This window comes from Seonamhaeicola sp. (assembly GCF_028281565.1).
GTDB lineage: Bacteria > Bacteroidota > Bacteroidia > Flavobacteriales > Flavobacteriaceae > Seonamhaeicola.
Map to the genome: position 1 here is coordinate 35,134 of NZ_JANQJQ010000013.1, position 24,586 is coordinate 59,719.

24 protein-coding genes are annotated in these 24,586 nt (G+C 33.7%); all 24 read left to right on the top strand.

Features of this window, described 5'->3' with window-relative positions; genetic code table 11:
* The first annotated feature begins 138 nt into the window (after nt 1-138).
* Genes Q0983_RS05515 through Q0983_RS05630 form a run of 24 tightly spaced genes read left to right on the top strand, consistent with a single transcriptional unit; the run spans nt 139 to nt 24,585 of the window.
* Complete coding sequence (locus Q0983_RS05515; RefSeq protein ID WP_299550009.1) at nt 139-831, top strand: WbqC family protein; 693 nt, start codon at nt 139-141, stop codon at nt 829-831.
* Nucleotides 832-856: 25 nt separating this feature from the next.
* Nucleotides 857-1,465 (top strand): class I SAM-dependent methyltransferase, encoded by a 609-nt coding sequence (locus tag Q0983_RS05520; protein WP_299550011.1) that lies wholly within the window; start codon nt 857-859, stop codon nt 1,463-1,465.
* A gap of 2 nt (nt 1,466-1,467) precedes the next feature.
* Nucleotides 1,468-2,121, top strand: a complete 654-nt coding sequence (locus Q0983_RS05525) for an acetyltransferase (protein WP_299550014.1) — start codon at nt 1,468-1,470, stop codon at nt 2,119-2,121.
* Between the two features lie 6 nt (nt 2,122-2,127).
* Nucleotides 2,128-3,261 carry a dTDP-4-amino-4,6-dideoxygalactose transaminase gene (gene rffA, locus Q0983_RS05530; protein WP_299550017.1) on the top strand — a complete coding sequence of 378 codons (1,134 nt, stop codon included), beginning with the start codon at nt 2,128-2,130 and terminating at the stop codon, nt 3,259-3,261.
* Nucleotides 3,251-4,390 carry a hypothetical protein gene (locus tag Q0983_RS05535; RefSeq protein WP_299550020.1) on the top strand — a complete coding sequence of 380 codons (1,140 nt, stop codon included), beginning with the start codon at nt 3,251-3,253 and terminating at the stop codon, nt 4,388-4,390. Before rffA ends, Q0983_RS05535 begins: the two co-directional genes overlap by 11 nt.
* Before the next feature lie 2 nt (nt 4,391-4,392).
* On the top strand, nt 4,393-5,097 hold the full coding sequence (locus Q0983_RS05540) for a class I SAM-dependent methyltransferase (RefSeq protein ID WP_299550023.1): 705 nt from the start codon (nt 4,393-4,395) through the stop codon (nt 5,095-5,097).
* Nucleotides 5,078-6,199, top strand: a complete 1,122-nt coding sequence (locus tag Q0983_RS05545) for a glycosyltransferase (protein ID WP_299550027.1) — start codon at nt 5,078-5,080, stop codon at nt 6,197-6,199. Before Q0983_RS05540 ends, Q0983_RS05545 begins: the two co-directional genes overlap by 20 nt.
* Nucleotides 6,200-6,234: 35 nt before the next feature.
* On the top strand, nt 6,235-7,215 hold the full coding sequence (locus tag Q0983_RS05550; RefSeq protein ID WP_299550030.1) for a glycosyltransferase family 2 protein: 981 nt from the start codon (nt 6,235-6,237) through the stop codon (nt 7,213-7,215).
* Nucleotides 7,215-8,240 carry a glycosyltransferase family 2 protein gene (locus tag Q0983_RS05555; protein WP_299550033.1) on the top strand — a complete coding sequence of 342 codons (1,026 nt, stop codon included), beginning with the start codon at nt 7,215-7,217 and terminating at the stop codon, nt 8,238-8,240. The genes Q0983_RS05550 and Q0983_RS05555 overlap by 1 nt, the downstream gene beginning before the upstream one ends.
* 12 nt (nt 8,241-8,252) lie before the next feature.
* Complete coding sequence (locus Q0983_RS05560; RefSeq protein ID WP_299550035.1) at nt 8,253-9,422, top strand: glycosyltransferase family 4 protein; 1,170 nt, start codon at nt 8,253-8,255, stop codon at nt 9,420-9,422.
* On the top strand, nt 9,423-10,448 hold the full coding sequence (locus Q0983_RS05565; RefSeq protein ID WP_299550037.1) for a glycosyltransferase: 1,026 nt from the start codon (nt 9,423-9,425) through the stop codon (nt 10,446-10,448).
* Nucleotides 10,449-10,477: 29 nt separating this feature from the next.
* Nucleotides 10,478-11,377 carry a glycosyltransferase family 2 protein gene (locus Q0983_RS05570; protein WP_299550039.1) on the top strand — a complete coding sequence of 300 codons (900 nt, stop codon included), beginning with the start codon at nt 10,478-10,480 and terminating at the stop codon, nt 11,375-11,377.
* 4 nt (nt 11,378-11,381) lie between these two features.
* Nucleotides 11,382-11,975 (top strand): hypothetical protein, encoded by a 594-nt coding sequence (locus Q0983_RS05575; RefSeq protein ID WP_299550041.1) that lies wholly within the window; start codon nt 11,382-11,384, stop codon nt 11,973-11,975.
* Between the two features lie 7 nt (nt 11,976-11,982).
* On the top strand, nt 11,983-13,236 hold the full coding sequence (locus Q0983_RS05580) for a UDP-glycosyltransferase (protein WP_299550043.1): 1,254 nt from the start codon (nt 11,983-11,985) through the stop codon (nt 13,234-13,236).
* The gene (locus Q0983_RS05585; protein ID WP_299550045.1) at nt 13,226-14,134 is read left to right on the top strand and encodes a glycosyltransferase; all 909 of its coding nucleotides are present in this window, start codon (nt 13,226-13,228) and stop codon (nt 14,132-14,134) included. Before Q0983_RS05580 ends, Q0983_RS05585 begins: the two co-directional genes overlap by 11 nt.
* Before the next feature lie 18 nt (nt 14,135-14,152).
* Nucleotides 14,153-14,806, top strand: coding sequence for a methyltransferase domain-containing protein (locus tag Q0983_RS05590; protein ID WP_299550047.1), 654 nt, complete (start codon nt 14,153-14,155; stop codon nt 14,804-14,806).
* Nucleotides 14,803-15,804, top strand: coding sequence for an N-acetylneuraminate synthase family protein (locus tag Q0983_RS05595; protein WP_299550048.1), 1,002 nt, complete (start codon nt 14,803-14,805; stop codon nt 15,802-15,804). Before Q0983_RS05590 ends, Q0983_RS05595 begins: the two co-directional genes overlap by 4 nt.
* Nucleotides 15,801-16,961: a UDP-N-acetylglucosamine 2-epimerase gene (neuC, locus tag Q0983_RS05600; RefSeq protein ID WP_299550049.1), complete on the top strand. Its 1,161-nt coding sequence runs from the start codon at nt 15,801-15,803 to the stop codon at nt 16,959-16,961. Before Q0983_RS05595 ends, neuC begins: the two co-directional genes overlap by 4 nt.
* Nucleotides 16,961-17,659 carry an acylneuraminate cytidylyltransferase family protein gene (locus Q0983_RS05605; protein WP_299550050.1) on the top strand — a complete coding sequence of 233 codons (699 nt, stop codon included), beginning with the start codon at nt 16,961-16,963 and terminating at the stop codon, nt 17,657-17,659. Before neuC ends, Q0983_RS05605 begins: the two co-directional genes overlap by 1 nt.
* A gap of 1 nt (nt 17,660) precedes the next feature.
* Nucleotides 17,661-19,367: an asparagine synthase (glutamine-hydrolyzing) gene (asnB, locus tag Q0983_RS05610; protein ID WP_299550051.1), complete on the top strand. Its 1,707-nt coding sequence runs from the start codon at nt 17,661-17,663 to the stop codon at nt 19,365-19,367.
* Nucleotides 19,368-19,426: 59 nt separating this feature from the next.
* A complete protein-coding gene (locus Q0983_RS05615; protein ID WP_299550053.1) occupies nt 19,427-20,824 on the top strand; it encodes a hypothetical protein in 1,398 nt (465 codons plus the stop codon).
* Nucleotides 20,815-21,891, top strand: coding sequence for a glycosyltransferase family 4 protein (locus Q0983_RS05620; RefSeq protein WP_299550056.1), 1,077 nt, complete (start codon nt 20,815-20,817; stop codon nt 21,889-21,891). Before Q0983_RS05615 ends, Q0983_RS05620 begins: the two co-directional genes overlap by 10 nt.
* Complete coding sequence (locus Q0983_RS05625) at nt 21,888-23,033, top strand: glycosyltransferase family 4 protein (protein WP_299550059.1); 1,146 nt, start codon at nt 21,888-21,890, stop codon at nt 23,031-23,033. Before Q0983_RS05620 ends, Q0983_RS05625 begins: the two co-directional genes overlap by 4 nt.
* Nucleotides 23,026-24,585 (top strand): glycosyltransferase, encoded by a 1,560-nt coding sequence (locus tag Q0983_RS05630; RefSeq protein ID WP_299550061.1) that lies wholly within the window; start codon nt 23,026-23,028, stop codon nt 24,583-24,585. Before Q0983_RS05625 ends, Q0983_RS05630 begins: the two co-directional genes overlap by 8 nt.
* The last annotated feature ends 1 nt before the right edge of the window (nt 24,586 follow it).

Genomic DNA, 24,586 nt, shown 5'->3' on the forward strand with positions numbered 1-24,586 from the left:
TTTTTTACTCTATGGAATGACCATATTTTTGACTATTTTGGTCAGTCATATATCGTTTAAATATTTTGAAGGATATTTTTTGAAACTTAAAAGGCAATTTTCTGTTACCAAACCAAATTTTAAAACTTAACCGTTTTTGTGAAAAAGAAGTTATTAGTATTACAATCAAACTACGTTCCCTGGAAAGGCTATTTTGATGCTATAAATAAGGCAGACGTATTTGTGATCTATGACGAGATGCAGTACACAAAAAATGATTGGAGAAACAGAAATGTAATTAAAACAAAACAAGGACTCCAATGGTTGACTATTCCTGTAAAAATGCATTTTGGACAAAAAATTAATGAAGCAGAAGTTAGTCAACAATTTTGGTATGTCAAACATTGGAAAACTTTAGTACAGAATTATAGCAGAGCGTCCTATTTTAAAGAGATAGAAGCTTTATTGCGGCCATTGTATGCAAATCTCATTTCCAATAACTTATCTGAAATTAATTTGGCGTTTATAAAACGAATAAATGAATATTTAGGGATTACAACTAAAATAGTAAGAAGTAGGGAACTGGTTTTTAGTGGTGATAAAAATGAGAGGCTAATTCAAATATGTCAGCAATTAAGTTGTAATCATTACATTTCCGGGCCGGCAGCTAAGTCTTATATGGATATACAGTTATTTGAAAGCAATAATATTTCAGTTGAGTTTTTAGATTATTCGGATTATAAGGAATATAGACAAATGTTTGGCAACTTTGAACACCATGTTAGCATATTGGATTTGTTATTTAATGAAGGGCCAAATGCCTTGAGCTACATTGAAAATAAGATATGTTAATTAGTACAAATATTAAAAAATAGAGGTGGATTTTCAAGAGATAAAGAAATATTATAAGGATAAATTTGAGTCTTTCGGGCATACGGCACAAGGTATGGATTGGAAAGACAAAGCATCCCAATACTTGAGGTTTGAAATCATTTCTAAGTACATGGATTTTAACAGTAGCCCTACTATTCTTGATGTAGGATGTGGGAGTAGTGAATTTTTGAATTTTTGTTTAATAAACAAGTTACAATGTAATTATAAAGGCTTAGATATAACCGAAGAAATGGTGGCTTCCTCTAATAATAGATTTGGTCCTAATACCGCCGTTTTGGGTGATCTGTTTACTTTTCAATCCAATGAGCAATTTGATTATGTTATTGCTTCCGGAACATTTAATGCAAAATTAAATTCAGATAATGAAAACTGGAAGCTCTTTTTTTATGACAATCTGTTGAAAATGTTTGAAAAAAGTAAAAAGGGAATTGTGTTTAATTGTATGTCTGAGCATGTAGATTGGACTTATGATAGGCTTTATTACCCAAATATCTCTAACTTAACTGCGTTTATTGTAGAAAAATTATCAAGAAAATTTGTTATTGATCACTCATACGATTTATATGAAATGACGGTCTATATCTCTAAGTAAATATGGAAAAATTACTAATTATTGGGACGGGTGATTATGCTGATATGGCATCTTATTATTTGTCCGAAAAGTACCGAATAATTGGCTTTGCCGAAGAAGCAGCCTATAGAACTCTTGAAGAGTTCAAAGGATTGCCAATAATGAATTTTGAAGATATCCATAGCTTATATAGCCCTAATGATATTAAAGTATTGGTTGCGGTTGGTCCTAATAAAGTCAATTCTGTAAGAGAGCGATTGTTTTTAGAAATAAAGGAAATGAAATACGAATGTATTACCCATATACATCCAAAGGCATATGTTTGGGATGAGCAAGCCATAGGAGAGAACTCTTTTATTTTTCCTAATGTAACGGTTGAACCTTATGCTACGGTGGGTAAGAATTGTGTTTTGTGGAGTGGTGCTATATTATCGCATCATTCAAAATTAATGGATCATAGTTTTATGGCTCCGGGTTCAACAGTGTCTGGTAGAACAACCATTAAGAATAATTGCTTTTTAGGAATAAATTCAACAATTAGAGATAATCTGGTTATAGAAAGCCATTGTATAATTGGCGGCGGGGCTATAATTAAAAAAAATACAGTGCCTAATGGTGTATATTCAGATATTGGGACAGCGTTGTATAATACAAACAGTAAGAACACAAAAGTATAGTATTTGATGTTGATACCATTCAATAAGCCTTTTTTAACAGGAAAAGAAACGCTGTATATTGAAGAAGCCGTGGCTTCTGGAAAAATTTCAGGTAATGGAGATTTTACCAAGAAATGCCAAACTTTTTTTGAAAGAAAGTTTAAAATAAAAAAGGCATTGTTAACATCCAGTTGTACTGATGCTTTAGAAATGTCTGCTATATTACTGGATATAAAAGAAGGAGATGAAGTCATTATGCCTTCTTTTACTTTTGTATCAACCGCAAATGCTTTTATACTTCGTGGAGCAAAAGTAAAATTTGCCGACTCTTATTTTAATAGCCCCAATATAAATGCCGATTGTTTGGAAGATTTGATTACTTCTAAAACTAAAGCTATTGTTGTTGTTCATTATGCCGGTATTGCCTGTGATATGGATGAAATAATGCGTATTTCTAAGAAGCATGATTTATTTGTTGTTGAAGATGCTGCTCAGGCTATTGATAGTTTTCATAAAGAAAGACCTTTGGGGAGCATTGGTCATTTAGCAACATTTTCATTTCATGAAACAAAAAATATTATTTCGGGTGAAGGAGGGTTACTAGCCATAAATGACGAACGGTTTATAGAACGGGCAGAAATTATTTGGGAAAAAGGAACAAACCGTTCAGCTTTTTTTAGGGGTGAGGTTGATAAATATGGATGGATTGATATTGGCTCATCATTTTTGCCGTCAGAAGTTATAGCAGCTTTTTTGTGGGCGCAATTAGAACAATTGGATACCATTCAAGATTGCAGAAAGCAAATTTGGAATACCTATTATAATGGTTTAAAAAGCCTGGAACAGCAAGGTAAAATTAAGTTGCCTTACATACCTGAATACGCAACAAATAATGCGCACTTGTTTTATATATTATGTAGCACTAATGAAGCGCGTAATTCACTAATAGGGCATTTAAGAAAGAACAAAATTCATGCAGTATTTCATTATTTAAGTTTACATAAATCGCCTTATTTTTTGAATAAACATGACGGTAGGGTTTTACCATATTCAGATAGTTATTCGGACGTACTATTGAGACTCCCTTTGTTTTTCGACTTAGAATTAGAAAAAGTCCGTTATATTGTTTCTAAAATAAAAGATTTTTTTGATGAGGTCTAAAATTCTGTTTGTTGTTTCAGATTTTTATCATGGCGGTGCCCAGCGTGAAATGTATGAAATTGATCGTGCCCTTAAAAGAGAGAATATTGAGATTGTTATATTGTGTCTTCTGGATTTAAAATCTTCGCGGCATTTTTCTGATTATTTCTATGAAAAGCATGTGGCTTTAAACACAAAAATTATTTTTTTAAAAGACATTATAAAACCTTATAAAAAAACAATTTTTAATAAACTGTTAAATAAATTAGGGTTGTTCAGTATTAATAGTACAAATGCAAACGTATTAACTACTTTTTTAAAGGATTATAAAGAAGTTTTTTTTATGGGTGAATACACTTATAAAAAAATAGAGCACTACATTCTAGCTGATTATAATAGAAGGAAAAATATATTTATAATGAGTGCCAGATTTCAGGGGGAACATTATCGTAATATCAACAAAAATAACAAGTATAACTTTATTAGTCCTTTTGATACAAAAGAACAAATAGAATATGAGTTTGAAGGGTTTACAGATTATAGTCATATTCATTTTCCTTTGAGTTTGTCAATTGACACATCAATGAATAAATGGTCTTTTAAGAATAATCAAGTAAAAAGGATTGGCATATTTACCAGATTAAGTAAATCAAAACCTTTGGATCCGTTTTTTTATGCATTTCATTTACTATTAAAAGATATGCCTGATACAGAATTGCACGTGTACGGTGCCGGAGATTATAAAGAAGCTGAATATGATAGGTACATAAATCATTTGGATTTGCATAAAAATGTTTTTTTCAGAGGGCATCAAAAAGATATAAAACAAACTTTAAATGCTGATGACATAGATTTGGTCTGGTTCCAAGGGTATTTAAATAGACCGGCTGGCTATGCCGGACAAGATGTAATCATTACCGGTACACCAATACTGCTTTGGGATTTTTATTTAGGAGAAAATAAAAACCTAAATAATATGGATTATGTATATCCGCACTTTAAAGATTTAAGTTCATTTGCCTTGGCTAGTAAAGCTGTTCTACAGGACCAAAAATTAGCGAACCAAATAGCGCAGAAACAATTTTCAGATATTGTAAATACAAGGGATATAAACAAAAATATTGAAAGAATAAAGCACATATTTTCATAATTATGGCTAATGATTTTATAGATATACAACTAACTTATAGGAATCTGGACAGATATTATATAAGGACATCAATATTTGAGGCACTAAAACGTCATATTCCTTTCTTTAAAGGAGCGTTATTAGACATTGGCTGTGGAAAAATGCCATATAAAGCGTATATTTTGAAAAATTCGGAAATTACTGATTATGTTGGGTTAGATATAGAGACTGCTTTAATTTATGATGCCAAAGTAAAACCGGATGTTACGTGGGATGGGAAAACAATGCCCTTTAAAGATGAAAGTTTCGATTGCGCCTTTGGTACAGAGGTTTTAGAGCATTGTCCGGACCCCGAAATAGTGTTAAAAGAAGTAAATCGTATTTTAAAACCCGGTGGTATGTTTTTTTTCACAGTGCCTTTTTTGTGGAATTTGCATGAAGTGCCAAATGATGAATTTAGATATACACCATTTTCATTAGAACGTTATTTAAAAAAAGGAGGTTTCAAAGATATCGATATAAAAGCTACCGGAGGTTGGCATGCGTCTATGGCACAAATGCTGGGACTTTGGGTTAAAAGAAGTGAAATGTCTGATTTTAAGAGAACTGTTTTTTCAAGGGTTTTAAAACCAATAATGAGATATTTGATTAAGCATGACAAGCCAGCTAATGTTATATTTAAAGAAGGGCAAATGATAACAGGGTTATATGGTACGGCAAGAAAATAGAATAGCAATTATATCGCCGGCTGAAAACGCCTATTCCGAAACGTTTATACAAGCTCAAAAGAATGGATTAAGAGGTAAGGTTTTTTATTATTATAATGGAGAACTACCCGGATATCTGGAAGGTTTTGGAAGTTTGTTAAACAAAAGGGATGGTTTGATTTTTAAAGTAAAACGAAAGTTAAAGTTGACCAAATTTAACGTTCATGAGAATGCTTTTATAAAATCATTGAAGGATAATAAAATTCAAGTTATATTGGCACAATACGGCCCAACAGCCCATCGAATAGCCCATATATGTTCCTATTTGAAAATGCCACTCGTAACACATTTTCATGGTTATGATGCAAGCGTAGACCAGATTATTGACAGTTATAATTCATATAAAAGAGTTTTTTCACAGAGTTTTAAAGTCATAGCTGTTTCAAAAGTTATGGAGCGTAAACTTTTAAGTATCGGATGTCCAAAAGAAAAAATAGTATACAATGTATGTGCTCCTAGAAAAGAGTTTGAAACCGTAGTGCCAACATATAGCAAAAAGCAATTTTTAGCAGTAGGAAGGTTTACAGATAAAAAAGCCCCATATTACACAATAATGGCATTTAAAAAAGTGTTGAAAAAACATCCGGATGCTAAGTTATTAATGGCAGGAGATGGGGTATTACTTAATATGTGTAAGAACTTAGTTAACCATTTGAAATTAGAAGATAATGTAGTTTTTTTAGGAGTAATTACACCCAAGGAATACATAAACCTGCTTGAAGAATCTTTAGCTTTTGTCCAACATTCTATAGTGGCTGATAATGGTGATATGGAGGGGACACCCTTATCTGTTTTAGAAGCCAGTGCAGCAGGTTTACCTGTAATATCAACATACCATGCGGGTATACCGGATGTAATTGAACATACTAAAACGGGGTTGCTTTGCAAAGAACATGATATAGAAACTATGGGTGAGCATATGCTAAACGTTTTGGATAATGTGGCATATGCCAGGCAATTAGGGTTAGAAGGCAAAAGAACGATTAAAAAGCAATTTAGCATGGAACGCCATATTAATAGGCTGGATGAAGTACTATTTGAAGCCAGCAAAAGTATTGTTTGAAAAATAGCTAAGCAAAATTGGCAATTGAAGTAAATATGAACCCTTTAATTTCAATAATAATTCCCACTTACAACAGAGCATCTTTTATAGGAAAGACCTTAGACAGCATTTTGGCCCAAACTTATAAAAACTGGGAATGCATTATTGTGGATGACGGTTCTACAGATAATACAGCCAAAGTAGTTGCTACTTATTGTGATAAGGACGATAGATTCCAATACCATTCCAGACCGGATAATAGAACAAAAGGAGCCAATGCCTGTAGAAATTATGGGTTTGAATTAAGTAAAGGAGATTATATTAATTGGTTTGACAGTGATGACATAATGATGCCACAAAAGCTGGAACTTCAAATTAATGGATTACATAATTCTAATTTTGACTTTTCAATTTGTCAAACTTTAATATTCGATGTTGTAAAGAATAAAGAAAAGGGGTTAAGAGCGCCAAAATTAAAATCTGACAACATTTTTGAAGACTACATAACCTATAATATATTTTGGCTTACCGGGGCACCTGTATGGAAAAAAGCGTTTTTAAAAAAGTATGATCTGAACTTTGACGAAGAATTACAGCAGGCTCAGGATTACGATTTTCATATGCGTGCATTGTACGTTTCTGAAAATTATATCGAGAATGAAACACCTTTGGTTCAATTTAACATTCATGAGGACAATATGTCTAAAACCATATATGACGATCCTCAAAAGACATTCTCAAATATAAAAGTCAAGTACAATATTCTTAAGAAATACGGTGCAACTTTAAGCAAAGACGTCAAAAAAAATACCTTAGAAGAATTAACAAAACTTTACAGCTATGTTATAAGGGAACGACACAAGAAAATATCATATAAAACCTGTAAATTTATACTTTCGCTTTATAAAGAAAACAAAGCGTTGTTTTCACTAAATAAATTTAAAACATCGGTTTATGCAATGGTTCCTTTGTTTTATGTGTATTTAGGAAAAGGGTTCAAGTTAACTAAGCTGGCTAATCAAATTATTTCTAAATAATGCCCCTGATATCTGTTGTACTTCCGGTTTATAATGTTGAGACTTACATAAGTGACGCCATTACTTCTGTATTGAATCAAACGATCCAGGATTTTGAGATCATAGTGATCGATGATTGTTCAACAGATAATACCTTGTCGGTTGTAAAGTCTTTTGAAGATAGCAGGATAAGGATCATTGAAAAACCAAAAAACAAAGGCTTGATTGATAGCCTGAATATGGGATTTAGCGAAGCGGAAGGTCAATTCATCGCACGTATGGACGGTGATGATATAAACGTTCTAAACCGTTTTGAGAAACAATTAAAGATATTACAGAACCGCCCTGATATAAAAGCTTGCGGATGTTGGTTACAATGTTTTGGTGCCAGTTCAAAAATTATAAAGCATAAAAGGGAACATGAACAGATTCAGGCACAACTATTACTGGGTAATCCCATGAGTTTAGGGGCTACTATGTTAAATCGTGAGGCCTATAAGGCGTATAACTTTGACGCAAGTAAAGAACATGCAGAAGATTATGATTTTTGGGCAAGATCGGCCTGGGATTGCAAAATGTATAATATTCAGGAGGTTTTATACCATTATAGAACTCATCAAGACCAAGTTTCCAGCTTATATAATGACATTCAAAAAAATCAGGACATTGGCATTAAATTGAGCCTATACCATAAGATAGGTTATGATAAAACCGAGTTTTCCGATGCGTTTTTAAAAAAAATGTTGTTTTCAAATGAGCAAATCTCCATAACCGACTGTAAACAATTCTTTAAGTGGTTGAGTCAAATATCGAGAGTTAATAAAAAACAACAAATTTTTGGACATAAAGAACTTTTAGACGTTGTTGAGCAGTTAAAAAGAAAATTTGTTTTTGATATCTTTTTCACGAATAACAGGGAAGGAATCCATTATGAAACCCGGAAGCAGATTTTAGGTGTGTTACCCTTTAAGCAGAAGTTATTCATTGTAAGGAAAAAACTGAAAGAGCGGGTTTCTTTATTAAGAAAACGAGAAGTAACAGGATAAACCTCTGAAAGGATGAATTTTAATAAAAAGAATGTATTATTGGTTTTTCAGGGAGGCAATCTGGGAGGTGCTGAAAGGCAAGGGTTGGGGTTGGCTAAATTCCTGGCCGATAAAAAAGGCTGCAAAGTTGATATTCTATTTATTTATTCAAATGTACTTTCCCAAGAGTTTAAAGAAGTATTAAAAAACTCAAATATTAATAAAACCTATTTTTTTGGTGAACCTTATATGTTTTTAAAGCGGGAAGTTTCCATTAAAAATTTAAAGAGGTTAAAATGGTCTTTACAGTATTTGTTGAAGCTAAGAAAAGGTTTAAAAGCATCTAAGCATCAGGTCATTATTCCTTTTCAAAATACGCCTTCTAAAATTGCCTATTATTTATACAAATTATTGCCAACTGCTAAATATGCATTTTGGCATCAGCTGGGATTGGATATATTAAAACATGATGTATTGGAAAGTATAGCGGTTAACAATATACCGTGCATTATTGGTAATGCCGAAAACTGCTTGGATATTTTTAAATATGACTATAAAGTTAAGAGTCATAAATTAAACCTGCTTCCTCAATATGTAAGTTTACAAAAACAAAACAGAGATGTATATAAGATAAAAAAATCGTTTAAAATACCTTCAGATAAATTTATCTTTGGTATGATTGCTCACTTTAAGAGTTTTAAATACCATGATTTGTTATTAACTGTATTTGAAAGCATAAACCAAAAGTACCCCAATACCCATTTAATTCTTATGGGAAATAAGGAGCATGATAATGAAACTTTAAAAACGTATAACCAGTTAAATAAGCATATCTTTGATAAAGATTTGCGATCCAACGTTTCGCTGCTTAGTAACTGGGACGTCTCAGATGTTTTGAATATCCTGGATGTAGGCATGTTACTATCTTTAACAGAAGGGACGCCCAATGTGGTCATGGAGTATATGCTCTACGGATTACCTGTAATATGTTCTAACCATCCCGGTTGTGTACATTTGTTGAAAACATCAACACTTTTGGTTGATAATAAAGCGGACGAAATTTACAGCGCTATGGAACGTATCATAGAATCAAAAACTTTATACCAAAAAGAATCTGAAGCTAATTTGGAACGCATAAAAAGATTCAATGTTGAGAATTACGTGAAAGATCTTGAAAACATCTTAGATAAAAGTTTTAATTAAATGCTCCAAAGAAATGATCATTTAATAAGTATTGTTTTACCATGTTACAATGGTGAAAATCATTTGCGGGACGCTATTGAAAGCTGTTTATGTCAATCCTATGAAAATTTCGAATTGATCATAGTCAATGATTGTTCTGTTGATGACACACTAAATATAGCAAATCACTTTGCGGAGAAGGATAACAGGGTCACGGTCATAAATAATAAAACTAATAGAAAGCTACCGGCAAGCTTAAACATTGGTCATATAAAAGCTAAAGGTGATTTTGTTACCTGGACTTCAGATGATAATAAACTGAACCCAAATTTTTTAGAGCGTTTATTAGAGGATCTTTTGAATACTGAAGCTGATATTGTTTTTTCTAATTACAATGTCATTAATGAACAGGGAAATTTTATAAGAGCACATAAAACAGGGCCCATAGAGCATATATTATTCGGGAATAAAGTGGGCGCTTCGTTTCTTTATAAAAAGAAAGTATTCGATGAGTTAAACGGCTATGATGAATCCCTGTTTTTATTAGAAGATTATGATTTTTGGTTAAGGTCAAGCCTAGAATTTAAATGGGTTCATGTAGATCAAGTTCTGTATCAATATAGATTACATGCCGAAAGCTTAACTGCCAACATTGAATTCAAGAAGGAGTCAAATGCAAAGCACAAAAAAGGAGCTTTAAAAATGTTTAAAAAGATTTCGGATACGTTATCTTGGAGCGCGGAAACCCTTGATCTGTTAACAGATCACTTTTTAAAAGAATCCGTGTCGGTGAATGACTACCTCAATAATAAGCAAAACATTGATGCCAATATTCTGTCTTTTAAATCAGATTATTTTAATGAAGATGAGTTAATATTTGGTTTAAACATGCTATTGCGTAACCATCTGTTATCCGATAATTGTAATCAAAACATTAAAACTCTTTTTAAAGTCTTAATAAGAGAAAAACTACTTTTGTTTCACAAGTCGTATAGTAAAAAAGCCACTTTTAAATATGTTCTTAAAAGTCTATTTAATGTAGCATGAGCAACAATTCCCAACTAATAAGCATCATAATGGCAACATATAATAGAGAACATTATATAGTTGAAGCATTGAATACCATTAGAAAACAAACCTATACAAACTGGGAATGTTTAATTATTGATGATGGATGCACTGACAATACGGAAAATAAAATAGCATCAGTTTTAAAGATAGATTCGAGATTTAAGTTTTTAAAAAGACCTCATACGCACAAAAAGGGACTCCCCGGTTGCAGAAATTACGGGCTTGAAATGGCCAAGGGTGATTATATCATTTTTTTTGATGATGATGATATGGTGCATCCTTTGAATTTAGAGATCTGTTTATCGGCATTAGCAAAAAACAGTAAGGCCTCTTTTTGTAATTATAAAAAGCAATCGTTTACAGGAACATTTGATTATGAAATAGATCTTGGCTTAGATTTTAATTATAAAGAAACCGATAGTACGTTATTAGAAGACGTAGTCACGCAGGTAGTACCTTTTGCTTCTTGTACAGTGTTATGGAAAAGGAATTGTTTTGAGGAAAACAGGTTTAATGAAGATTTAATGTATGCTGAAGAATGGGAATGCTATCAACGAATTCTAAGTGAAAGGATTATGGGAATAATAATAGATAAGGTCCTTTATTTTAACAGGAAACATGAGGCCTCCAATACAGGCCAGTTTTGGAGTAATGCTCCCGCAAGAGTAAATTCTAAAAAGAGTGCCATAGAATTGGTAACTTTTAATTTAGTAGAAAAAGTGTTGCTAACCCCAAGATTGTTTAAATACTTAGTAAATTTAGCCATTGGATTTAGAGATCTTAAATTGGTGAAAAACGTTCTTAAAATATCTAAAGCCAATAGGAGATCAAGATTGTTTATCACTTTTAAATATTGGCTTTTTCCTGTTTGGGTTTTTTATAAGAATAAAATAAAAAAGACATAAAAAATTGAAATTACTTCTATTAAAAACTATTAAACATATCCCTTTTAATTTTTTTAAGATCTTCTTATATAGGAACCTATTCGGATACCAAATAGGAAAAGGGGTTAGAATAGGAAAAGTTATTATTAGATGTAAAAAAGTAAACATTGCCAATAATGTTTACATAGCAAATAATAATGTGTTTTCTTGTGATGAAATTAGTATAGGTTCTAGTACCAGTATTCACTCGGGAAATACATTTATTGGAAAAGGAAAGTTTGTTATAGGAGCTAATTCCAGGATCATTAACAATCATTATTTTGATTTATGGAACTCGATAGAAATAGGCAATAATACTTGGATTGCCGGTAGAAACAGTGAATTTTGGACCCATGGCTCCATAAAAACTAAAGTGAGTAAAGATCTGTCAATAAAAGTTGGGAACGATGTTTATATTGGGGCATCATCAAAATTTGCGCCTGGGACAAAAGTCGCCTCTTTAAATTTAATAAGCCTGGGAAGCATGGTTTCAGGTGATTTTAATGAAGAAAAAACCATAATAATGGGAAATCCAGCCCGTGTGGTTAAAGAAAATATTGACTGGAGAGAAAATTGGTAGTAAGTTAATGAGTAAAAAAATAATTGTAGTAGTAGACTCAATTGATGTAAACGATAGCAGTGGTTCCAAAGCTAATGTCGCTCTTATAAATAACTTTGTTCATCTTGGTTACCATGTTTTGGTTTATCATTATACCCGAAAGCCAATTGAAATTCAAAATGCAACATGCATAGCTATTAAGGAAAAAAAGGATAACTGGTTATATGTCCTTAGTAGAATACAAAGAGTAATTCAGAGGGTCTTAAAAATAAACTTAGCTAAATATTTAGAGCCACTGTTTGGATTCTCTTTTACTTTTTATAATGATGTAAAGAGTATTAAAGCAGAATTAAAGAAGCTTGATGCCTCAAAAATAGATATGGTTTTAACGCTTAGTAAAGCAGCTAGTTTTAGACCACATTATGCCGTAAATAAATTGTCTGAAATGCATGTTAAATGGATGGCATATATTCATGATCCTTACCCATTTAGCAGATACCCTAAGCCTTACGATTGGAAAGAACCGGGACATAGGATAAAAGAGCGCTTTTTTAAGGAACTGTCTAAAAATGCTAAATATTCTGCGTTTCCAAGTTTGTTGTTACAAGAGTGGATGGGATCGTTTTTTGAAAATTTCAATAAAACAGGAATAGTTATTCCACATCAGATCATAAATTTGGATTTAGAAGGATTTAAACCTAAAATCAATTTTGAAAGTGATAAGTTCAATATTCTGCATGCCGGGAGCTTACTCAAGCAGCGTAATCCGGAAAACTTGATTATAGGATATCAGTTATTTTTAGAAAATAATGTCGAAGCTAAAGAAAATTCCAAATTGATCCTTTTAGGAAGTGCTGATTATCACAAGGATATGATAGAAGATTATGCTAAAAGTATCCCACAATTACAAATAAACTTGTCTAATATCCCTTTTAAGGATGTGGTTTGGCTTCAAAGCAAAGTGTCCGCAAATGTTATCCTGGAAGCAGATGCTAAAATGAGCCCTTTTTTACCAGGTAAATTTCCTCATTGTGTATCAGCAAATAGACCAATTGTTCACTTAGGTCCCGAAAAGAGTGAAACTAAAAGGTTATTGGGAGATGCGTATGTTTATAGTGCTGGGGTCAATGATATAAAAAAGATTTCAGAAATACTGGGGCAGCTTTATAAAAAATGGACAAATAATAACGGGGTTTTAGTGTTTGACAGGTTAGATTTAATAAATTATTTAGGAGAAAATTATTTAAAAGAACAAATTGAAAAAAGTCTGCATGAACATTAAATACAGCATATTAATTTCTACAAAAAACCGCTTACAGGATTTAAAGATTACTTTAAAGGCGATTAGTCATTTAATTGACAGAAAGGATGTTGAATGTTTTGTTTGTGACGATGGTTCTACTGACGATACATCACTTTTTGTTGCAAATAATTACCCTGATATTCAGTTGATTACCCATGAAAAAAGTAAAGGCTATATATACAGCAGGAATTTAATGCTGAGTTTAACAAAAGCACCGTATGCTATCTCTTTAGATGATGATGCCCATTTTATTACTGAAAATCCTTTAGAACAAATAGGTGCTTATTTTAAAAGTAATTCAAGTTGTGGTGCCCTAGCATTCAGGCTATATTGGGATGAAGAACCTCCAAAGCATACTAAGACAAATGATAAGCCCCAGCACGTTAGAAGTTTTGTGGGCTGCGGCCATGTTTGGAATATGGAAGCCTGGAAATCAATTCCTGATTACCCGGAATGGTTTGTTTTTTATGGAGAGGAAGAGTTTGCATCTTACCAATTGTTCAAAAATAAATGGGAGATACATTATCTTCCATCAGTTTTAGTAAACCACCGGGTCAATATAAAAGGGCGTAAAAGAAATAAAGATTATAGGATCCGTTTAAGAAGATCATTACGATCGGGTTGGTACCTTTATTTTTTGTTTTATCCCCATAATACAATTCCCAGAAGGTTTTTTTATACGTTGTGGATTCAAATGAAAACCAAAGTATTTAAAGGTGATTTTAAAGCTTTTTTAGCCATTTTACAGGCCCTTGGTGACATAGTTGTTAATGTTCCACGTTTAGTAAAAAATGCTAACAGATTATCAAAAAAAGAATTTATAGAATACTCAAAACTTTCGGAAACCAAATTATATTGGACTCCAAAAGATTTATAACACAAAGACTTAACAAAATTGAAATTAGATATAAGGACATTTAATAATAGAGCAGAATTTGCAAAAGCAATGTTGGATAAATATATATCGCATGCCCCAAAGAAAGTTGTAAGCGATGTAGGCGCAGGATTTGGGCATATGAAATCACATATTGAAGGTTTGAAAGCAAAATGGCAGCCCTTTGATTATATTAGGAAAATTGATGAATCTGTTATTTGGAATTTAAATGACGCGGCCCCGGAAGATGTTGATAAAGCCGGAATGGTTATATTTTTAGAAGTTTTAGAACATTTAGATAATCCTTTACTGGGGATTCAAAATATTTCTAACCATATGGAGCTCAATGGCATTTTGATTTTGACTACGCCTAATCCACAATCTAGCAAAAATACCTTAAGTTTGTTTTTAAGAGGATCGCTTTATGCTTTCCAGGAAAAACACATAAAGGAGAACCATGTTTTTACACCGTGGAAACATGTAGTATATGAGTTTTTAAAAAGAAGTGGTTTTGAGGTATTGGAATATGCCATTGTGGATATGCAATATAAAAACAATAAAACGTCTTCTTTAAAGGATTGGTTCAAGTCTAAAATAGAGTCTTATATAGAGTATAAAAACCCATTGGCTAAAGGAATGAGCTATGGTATCGTTGCCAGAAAAACAGAACAATGAGCGTAAAATTAATTGCAGAAATAGGGCAGGCACATAACGGAAGTTTACATAAAGCTCATGATTATATTGAGGCCATAGCAACTACCGGAGTAAATGCCATAAAGTTCCAAACTCATATTGCAGAGGCCGAAAGTAGTATTTATGAGCCTTTTAGGGTGAAGTTTACAGATAAGTACGCCACCAGGTTTGATTATTGGAAAGCCATGCAGTTTACACTTGAACAATGGCAAGAGTTAAAGGCGCATTGCGATGATGTTCAGATAGAGTTTATGAGTTCACCTTTTAGTAATGCGGCGGTTGATTTGTTAGAAGAAGTTGGAGTGGCTTGCTATAAAATTGGTTCGGGGGAAGTCAATAACTTTTTATTATTGGAAAAAATAGCCCAAACAAGTAAACCGGTTATTCTATCTTCCGGGATGAGTTCTTACGAGGAGTTGGATAAAACAGTAGATTTTTTGAAATCAAAAGAAGTTGTGTTTTCAATCATGCAATGCACTACGGCTTATCCAACGCAACCAGAACAATATGGACTTAACGTTATTCAGGAACTGAAGGCAAGATATGGTGTTCGAGTAGGGTTTTCAGATCATTCAGCCAGGGCAGAAACCGCCATTGCAGCAGTGGCTTTAGGTGCTGAGATTTTGGAGTTTCATACTGTTTTCAGTAAAAACGATTTTGGACCCGATGTAAGCTCTTCATTGACAATTAATGAGATTAAAGCGCTTACAGAAGCGGTACGTAATATTGAAAAAGCACTAATAAGTCCGGTTGATAAATTTGATAATTCTAAGTTTGCAGAACTCAAGTCAATTTTTGAAAAATCATTATCCATTAATAAAGATTTAAAGGCGGGGCATGCCATTCAATTTTCAGATTTAGAAGCAAAAAAACCGGCAAATAAAGGAATACCGGCTTCAATATTTAAAGAAGTGATAGGTAAAAGACTAGTAAAGGATATGAAACAATGGGATTTTTTAACCGAAGATGATATTAAATGAACAAAAGAAAAATTTGTGTTGTAATTACGGCAAGGCCTTCATATAGCAGGATAAAAACCGCTTTGATAGCAATAAAAAAGCATCCTGAATTAGAATTACAATTAGTTGTTGCCGGATCTGCATTGTTGGACAGGTATGGAAATGCCATTGATTACATAGAAAATGATGGGTTTAAAATAGACGCGAAGGTTTTTATGGTATTAGAGGGCGAAAACAAAACCTCCATGGCTAAAACTACCGGTTTGGGTGTTATGGAATTAGCCAATACCTTTTATAATTTAAAACCTGATGCTGTGGTTACCATTGCAGACCGTTTTGAAACCCTGGCAACATCAATAGCCGCGTCGTATCAAAATATCCCTTTAATCCATATCCAAGGTGGAGAGGTTACAGGGAACATTGATGAAAAAGTACGTCACGCCAATACCAAATTGGCAGATATTCATTTGGTAGCTTCAGAAGGTGCCAAAGCCAGAGTTATAAGGATGGGTGAGGACGCCAATTATGTTTTTAATACGGGTTGCCCTTCCATTGATATAGCACATGCAGTTAGTAAATCTTCCAATTTAAATTTTGACCCTATTGAAAAATACGGAGGTGTTGGAAACAGAATTAACTGGCAGGACGGCTATATTGTGGTTATGCAGCATCCTGTTACTACAGAATACACAAAGGCTAAGGAAAATGTTTTGGCAACATTGAAAGTGGTGCATAAATTGGGCATTCCTGCTTTCTGGTTTTGGCCAAATGTGGATGCCGGTGCAGATGGTACTTCAAACGGGATCAGATCTTATAGAGAAATTTATAAACCGGAGAATATCCACTTTTTTAAAAATATGATTCCGGAGGATTTTCTTCGATTGCTTATTAACAGTAAGTGTTTGGTGGGTAACTCCAGTGTTGGTATTAGAGAATGTGCTTATTTAGGAGTGCCTGTTGTTAATATCGGAACGCGTCAAAACGGAAGAGCACGAGGCGCTAATGTTATAGATGTTTCTTATGATGAAGCTGATATTGAATCAGCTATTTTAGACAGAATAGAGCAAAAAAATCCTATGGTAAGCGATTCTATTTATGGTGAGGGCAATTCGGGAGAAAGCATTGCCGATATTTTAGCTGAAATTGAATTGCGATTTCATAAAACCATTTCGTATTAATGCAAATTTTAGGACTCATACCGGCCCGGGGCGGCTCAAAATCCATTCCTAAAAAGAATATAAAAATTCTTAAAGGTAAACCCTTAATTCAATATACGGTTGAAGCAGCTAATGATTCAAAGAAACTGACGCGTTTAATTTTAAGCTCTGATGATGAAGCCATTATTAAGGTGGCTAAACAACTAAAGGTTGACGTACCATTTGTAAGGCCTAAACACCTGGCAGAAGATAGTTCACCAACTTTAGGAGTTATTCAGCATGCCTTAAAATTTTACGAAGAACAACATATACACTTTGATGCCGTATGCCTGCTGCAAGTTACAAGTCCTTTTAAAACGGGAGCGTTTATTGATAAGGCTATAGATAAGTTTGTAGAATCCGGTTGTGATGCATTAGTTTCAGTCCAAGAAGTACCTAATGAGTATAATCCGCATTGGACTTTTAAAGAAACTATGGATGGGCATTTAGAATTGGTTACCGGTGAGGAAAGTATAATTTCCAGACGTCAGGACTTACCCAAAGTATATCATAGAGACGGGCTTATCTATATAACAAAAACCAATGTCTTATTGGAACAAAATTCATTGTACGGCTCAAAATTGGCTTATATAAAGTCACCCTTAGATCATACCATTAATATCGATACTATGGATGATTGGGAACGGGCAGAAGCATTTTTAAATTCTAAAAACACTTAGAATGTGCGGAATTGCTGGCATTATTGGCGCTGAACACTTTCAATTTCAAATAAATAACATGTTGGAATCTCAGGCGCACAGAGGACCTGATTTTACCGGAACTTATTTTGACAATGGCTTTGCCACCTTAGGACATAACAGGCTTTCTATTATTGATTTATCTTCGAATGCTAATCAACCTTTTACAGATACTACCAGGAGATTTACTATTGTTTTTAATGGCGAAATTTATAATTATTTAGAGCTTAGAGACAGTTTAAAAGACGATTATGATTTTAAAACCTCGTCTGATACAGAAGTACTATTAGCTGTATTTATTAAATATGGCAAGGCGTGTTTAAAAATGCTAAATGGTATGTTCTCTTTTGCCATTTGGGATAATTTGAACAAAGAACTGTTTGCTGCCAGGGATAGATTTGGTATCAAACCGTTTTATTATTCACACTACAATAAAAACCTGATTTTTTCCAGTGAAATTAAAGCAATCCATAAAGTTGGGATTGAAAAAGTTCCAAATGAGTACGTGTGGTCCGGTTATTTCGTAAATGGTAGTTATGGGGCACCCAATGAAACATTTTGGGAAGGTATTAACCAATTGCCGGCAGGGCACTTTTTAGAATATTCCAATGGCAGCATAAAAGTTGAAGAATGGTATGATTTTGTTGCCAGGGTACAGGAACAACCTAAACTAACAAACTATCAGGACGCTAAAGCCATTTATACTAAGTTGTTAATTGATAGTATTAAATTAAGATTCAGGGCTGATGTTCCGGTAGGATTCAACGTTAGCGGTGGATTAGATAGTTCGGCCCTTTTGGCTTTGGCCAATATTTCTCAAAAAGATATTTCAAAAATAGAGGCTTTTACGTTTTATACCAATGATGAGAACTATGACGAATTACCATGGGTTGAGCAAATTATTGCCGCTTACAAAAATCCGTTAAACAAAATTCTGCTGTCTTCAAATCAAGTATCGGAAATATCGAAAAGTATATCCGATTTTCAGGACGAGCCCTATGGAGGGATCCCTACCCTGGCGTATTCCAGGTTGTTTGCTTCGGCATCAAAAAAAGGCGTAAAGGTATTATTAGATGGTCAGGGCATGGATGAGCAGTTAGCCGGTTACGATTATTATAGGAATACATCAAATGCCACCATACAAGGTGTTGGTAAAAGCCCGTTCAGAAAAAATATGCTAAATAATGTCTTTATGGGGCTTGCTTTAAAAAAGGACTATCCAAAACCTTTTAATTCGTCAATAAAAAATACACAATACAGGGATTTGTTTTATACAAAAATACCCAGGGCATTACGTTTTAATGATAGGGTGTCAATGGCGCATTCAACGGAGTTAAGAGTGCCCTTTTTAGATTACAGATTGGTTGAGTTTGCATTTTCATTACCTATGGAATTCAAACTAAAAAATAACCAGGGGAAGCAGCTTTTAAGAGATGTTATTTCTAAATATGTAGATGAAAAAGTTACCTACGCCCCTAAACGCCCTTTACAAACACCTCAGCGAGAATGGCTGGGCGAAGATCTGAAAGAGTATGTTCAAAATTGTATGAACAGCATTAAATCTTCAAAATATAAAGCATGGTTTAACGAAAGAGAATTGGATTTGGAGTGGCATAGGTATTTGGCAGGAGATAATCAATCAAGTTTTCATATCTGGCAGTTGGTTAACTTCTCATTGTTAATGACTTAACAGCTTATGTTTTATTGCTAAAAATGGTATCTTTAAGGTTTTAAACTAACAACAAAAAATTGCAAAAAAAAGAATCAAAATTAGCTCTTGTAATTACAGACGGAGTTGGCTTTAGAAATTTCATTTTAAGTGACTTTTTAAAATATGCAAACCAGGCCTTTAATGAGGTAGTTATTCTATCCTGTTTACCAAAATCCATTTATAAAGAACATACGGAGTTAAGGGTTGTTGAGCTAAATGTTTTTGTAGAAACTTTTAAAACATGGTTCTTCAGAAAGGCAAAAGAAATAGCGCATCTCAAATTACATAAAAAAGAAAATTTTGGTATCCTGGATAATTTAAATGCCAATTACTCAAGGTTTAAAACCAGTAGAGGATATGCTACGCGATTCATCTACAGACTTACGGCTTTGTTTCATAGTGAGTCAAATATCCAACAGTTCCAGAGGTTGCAAAATGTTACATTCAGGCATCATAAAATAACTAAGGAATATGTATCAATATTAGAAGAAGAACAATTTAATATGTTGTTCTTTACCCACCAACGGCCTCCTTATATAGCACCTTTGGTGTATGCAGCAAATCGAAAAAAAATAAAGACGTCTGCATTTATTTTTAGTTGGGATAACCTGGCTTCCAAAGGAAGAATGGCTTCGAACTTTGATTATTATTTAGTGTGGAGTGATTTGATGAAACAAGATTTGTTAAAATTTTATAAGGCAATCAAAGAGGAACATATTAAAGTAGTTGGAACACCCCAGTTTGTGCCCTATGTCATGGAAACATATAAAATATCGAAAACAGACTTTATTGATCAATTCGATTTAGATCCAAATTTAAAAACGATCTGTTTTAGTTGTGGGGATATTTCAACAAGTAAAAATGATGAACTTTATATTGAAACTATGGCTAATGCCATTTTAGAGAAGACAGTGGAGCCCGTTAATTTTATTGTAAGAACATCGCCGGCTGAAGACCCCGTTCGTTTTGAAGAACTGGTTGAAAAATTCCCTTTTATAAAATGGAATTTCCCAAAATGGAAACAAGTAAGGCCCAATCATCAGGAATCCTGGTCGCAACGTATTCCAACAGTGGAAGATGTTAAACAATTAAGAGCCTTATTAGAATATTCCGATTTGAATATTAATATGCTTTCAACGATGAGTCTTGATTTTATGATGTTTGATAAACCTGTTATTAATCCGGTATTCGGAAATGCTGATAACGGATTATATGATGACCAGCGCTTTTTGGGTTATGAGCATATTCAGCATTTGGTCAATAGCAAATCAACCAGAGTTGTAAAGAACAAGGAACAGTTGCTGGAGGCCATATCTGCTTATTTATCAAATAATTCAGGTACAAAAAACAGAAAGGCATTCATTGACCAGCAGGTTGGAGTACCTTTAGAAGAAACCAATAAACAACTGGTAAAAAGTTTAGCCTCATGGGTGTAGATAGAAAGCAAATTGCCGTCATATGTAATTATAAATTACTTCCGGACAGGGTAGGGGGCATGGATTATTTTTTCTGGGCATTTGATAAGAAATGCAAAGAAAATAATGTGGAGGTCGATTGGTTTTTTCCTAATTATTCCAACCATGATTCCTACACGGATTTAAATATTATTTCGTCGAAACAGGAGTCTGCTTTTGAAGTTTTTGTCCTTAATAGTCTTGAAAAAGATTATAGCCTCATTTTTACACACTTCGTTGAACTTTGTACATCGTTTTACTGTAAACTTAAAAAACAAACAGCCGCTAGGGTCATTGCTGTAGATCATAACCCAAGGCCTTTAAAGGGCTATCCTTTAAAAAAAAGGATTAAAAAGCGTTTGAAAGGTTGGTTATACTCAAAATGCATAGATCAGTTTATAGGAGTTTCCACCTATACAACCCATGAAATATTGAAAGACTTTGGTAGCTCCTTAGAGCAAAAAACTTCAGTAATTTATAATGGGATTTTTATAGATCATATACAAACCAATACAGATAGAAGTGATAAGTTTCCTAAGTTTTTAGTGGCTTCACATTTAAGGGAATCTAAAGGTGTTCAAGACCTTATAGAAGCGGTTGGTCTGCTACCCGAACCTGTTAAAAGTAAACTTACCATTGACGTTTACGGTGAAGGACCCTATGAAGATGTGCTTAAAGCAAGAGTTAATGCACTTTCATTGACTAAAGTATTCGCATTTAAAGGAAGTGTTTCAAATCTTAATCAAATATATGGTCAGTATGACTATATGTTACAGCCTACCCATATGGAGTGTTTTAGCTTGTCAATTTTAGAGAGTTTAGCGGCAAATGTTCCGGTAATAACTACTAATGTGGGTGGTAATGAAGAAGCAGTTACTCATGGGGAGAATGGTTACATCTTTAAGGCAAAAGACATCTCAAAATTAAAAGATATTATTGAGGACGTCTTTTCAGGTGAAAAGTATATAAAAGTAAACACAAGGACATTAATTGAAGCATCCTTTTCAATTCGGAACATGGTTGAAAATTATTTTAAACTTATATCATGAAGATTGCATTTTTAACTCCGGAGTTCCCGCATGCCAAGACAACCCCTTCAGGAGGTATTGGTGCAAGTATTATGAGTTTATCAAAGGGCTTGATAAAGCTTAAACATAGCGTTTCGGTTATTGTTTACGGGCAGGATAAAGATGATGTTATTGAAGAAAATGACCTTGTAATACACAAAGTGAAGAATGTGAAGTTTAAAGGACTATCTCTTTATTTAACACAGAAGAAGGTCCAACGTCTGATTAACCAAATGCATGCTTCAGGAAATATAGATATTGTTGAAGCACCTGATTGGACCGGATTTACGGCTTTTATAAATTTAAGATGTCCCTTAATTTTAAAACTTCATGGAAGCGATACTTATTTTTGTTATCTGGATAGACGAAAGGTAAAACCCAAAAACAGATTCTTGGAGAAAAGCGCTTTAAAAAAAGCTAATGACATTATTGCCGTTAGTGATTATGTGGGCAAATTAACCAATCAGGTTTTTGATTTAGACCTTAAGTTTAGGGTGATACCAAATGCCATTGATGTAGAATTATTTCAGCCGAAACAAGATAAAGAGCATGCTGATAGGATTTTATATTTTGGAACATTGATACGGAAAAAAGGTGTTTTGGAAATACCCGAAATATTTAATAAGATCGTTCAACAGCAATCGGAAATAGAACTTATTTTGGTAGGGAAAGATGCATCGGATATAAAAACAGGAGCAAGTTCCACCTGGAACCTGATGAAAGCTAAATTTAGTGAGAAAGCCAGTAAACAGGTTAGTTATTTAGGGCAAGTGCCTTACTCGGAAATAAAAGACTATATAAATGCTTCCGATTTATGTATATTTCCGTCATTTGCTGAAGCACTTCCCGTGTCCTGGTTAGAGGCTATGGCGATGAAAAAACCTATTGTTGCTTCCGATATCGGCTGGGCAAGTGAAATGATAGTCCATGGAAAAGAAGGCTATTTGGTTGACCCTAAAAATCATCAGGCCTTTTCGGATGCTATTTTAAAGATATTAAATGATACCGCTTTGCAAACCACTTTGGGAACAGCTGCTAGAAGTAAAGTAAAGAACGTGTTTGATATAGAGGTTGTTGCCCAAAAGAATGTAGATTTTTATAAAACAGTACTTGAAAATGCCTGATCAGCAATTAGTTTTAAAAGAATATATAACCAAATCTAATGAAACCCTGCTATACGTTGGTAAGCCGAATTTGGAGCTACTTGATGATTTGGCATCTACGCCGGGTGATGTATGGCATAGTGCTTTAGATCAGGGATTTAAAGATTGCTTTCAGGAAATTAAATACCAAACAGCGGTGTATTGGTGGTTTTTAAATGATTTTGAGGGTCGTGAAGTTTGTGTAAACTGGCGAATTAATATACATGCGTTTGTAGTTAGAAAAAGCGTTTGGGAAGTCTTCAAAGATTCTATTTTTATATATGAGAACCTTTTGGTTTCGGGCTTGGATTTTGGCTTCAACCTGTTGCGTTACCAGGGCGGAATACCTTTATACATAAAAGATCTTTTCCCAAATGTCAGGCAAACTAATGTTGAAATTTCAACATCTGACAGATATTTATTCTACCTAAAGAATTTTAAGAGGCACCATAGTTATTATATGCTTTTAAGAAAAGGTGTTTTTCGCTTTTTCAAGGAGTTAAATGCTCTAAATAAGGCTAAAACCAAAATAAGGACAGGAGGCACGCTTCAAACTTTTGTATCATTAAGGGCATTAAAGCCACTATCAGGTAGTCCGTCGGTTAGTTTGGTAATACCAACAATGAAGCGCCAAGCGTTTACGGAGTTGCTATTGCAAGATCATAATGCCCAAACCTGTTTAATTAAAGAAGCGGTCATTGTAGATGCAACGCCCGAAAGTGAGCGAGACGATAAGTATTATCAACAGGAAAATTTCAAATTTGATATTAAAGTAAAATGGCAAACTACAAAAGGTAGTTGCAGAGCAAGAAATGAAGCCATAGCCATGTGTACAGGTGATTATATCATTTTTGCAGATGATGATATACGAATATTGCCCGATTTTGTTGAAAATCATTTAAGGTTTTTACAAACATATCAGGCCGAAGCTGCCAATGGGTTAGACATTATGGCTTCTCATCAAGCCCAGGATTTGACTGATTTGAAACAACGTTTAGACGATTTGGGAGAAGAAAGATGGAAAGGCGGCGTGTCTCAATCATTTAGTAATGCTAACTCTATAGTTAAACATAACCTGGTAGAACAGCTAGCAGGCAATGATATTAACTTTGATGGAGGCTATGGAGAAGACTCTGATTTTGGGTTACGTATTTTAAAAGCCGGAGGGGTTTTGTTACATAACCCGTTTTCACCTAATTTACATTTAAAGCCGCCTCAGGGAGGTTATAGGTTTTGGGGCCAGCAGGCTAAAATAATAGGGAAACAACGCAAAACCCAACCCTGGGAGCTTGATAACCCGGTTAAATTTGTAAAACCGGTCCCAAGCCCTACAATTACCTATGGCATATTAAAGCATTTTAATAAAGACCAAATTAAGGAATGGAGACATAAACATTTTTTCATCTATTTATTTAAAAATGATAAAAAAGCATTGCCGTTGAGATTATTAAAGTTGCCTTATAAACAGTTACAGTTTACAAAGTCGCTTCAATATGCGAAACGCTTAATAGCATTAGGCCCAAGATATCAATAAC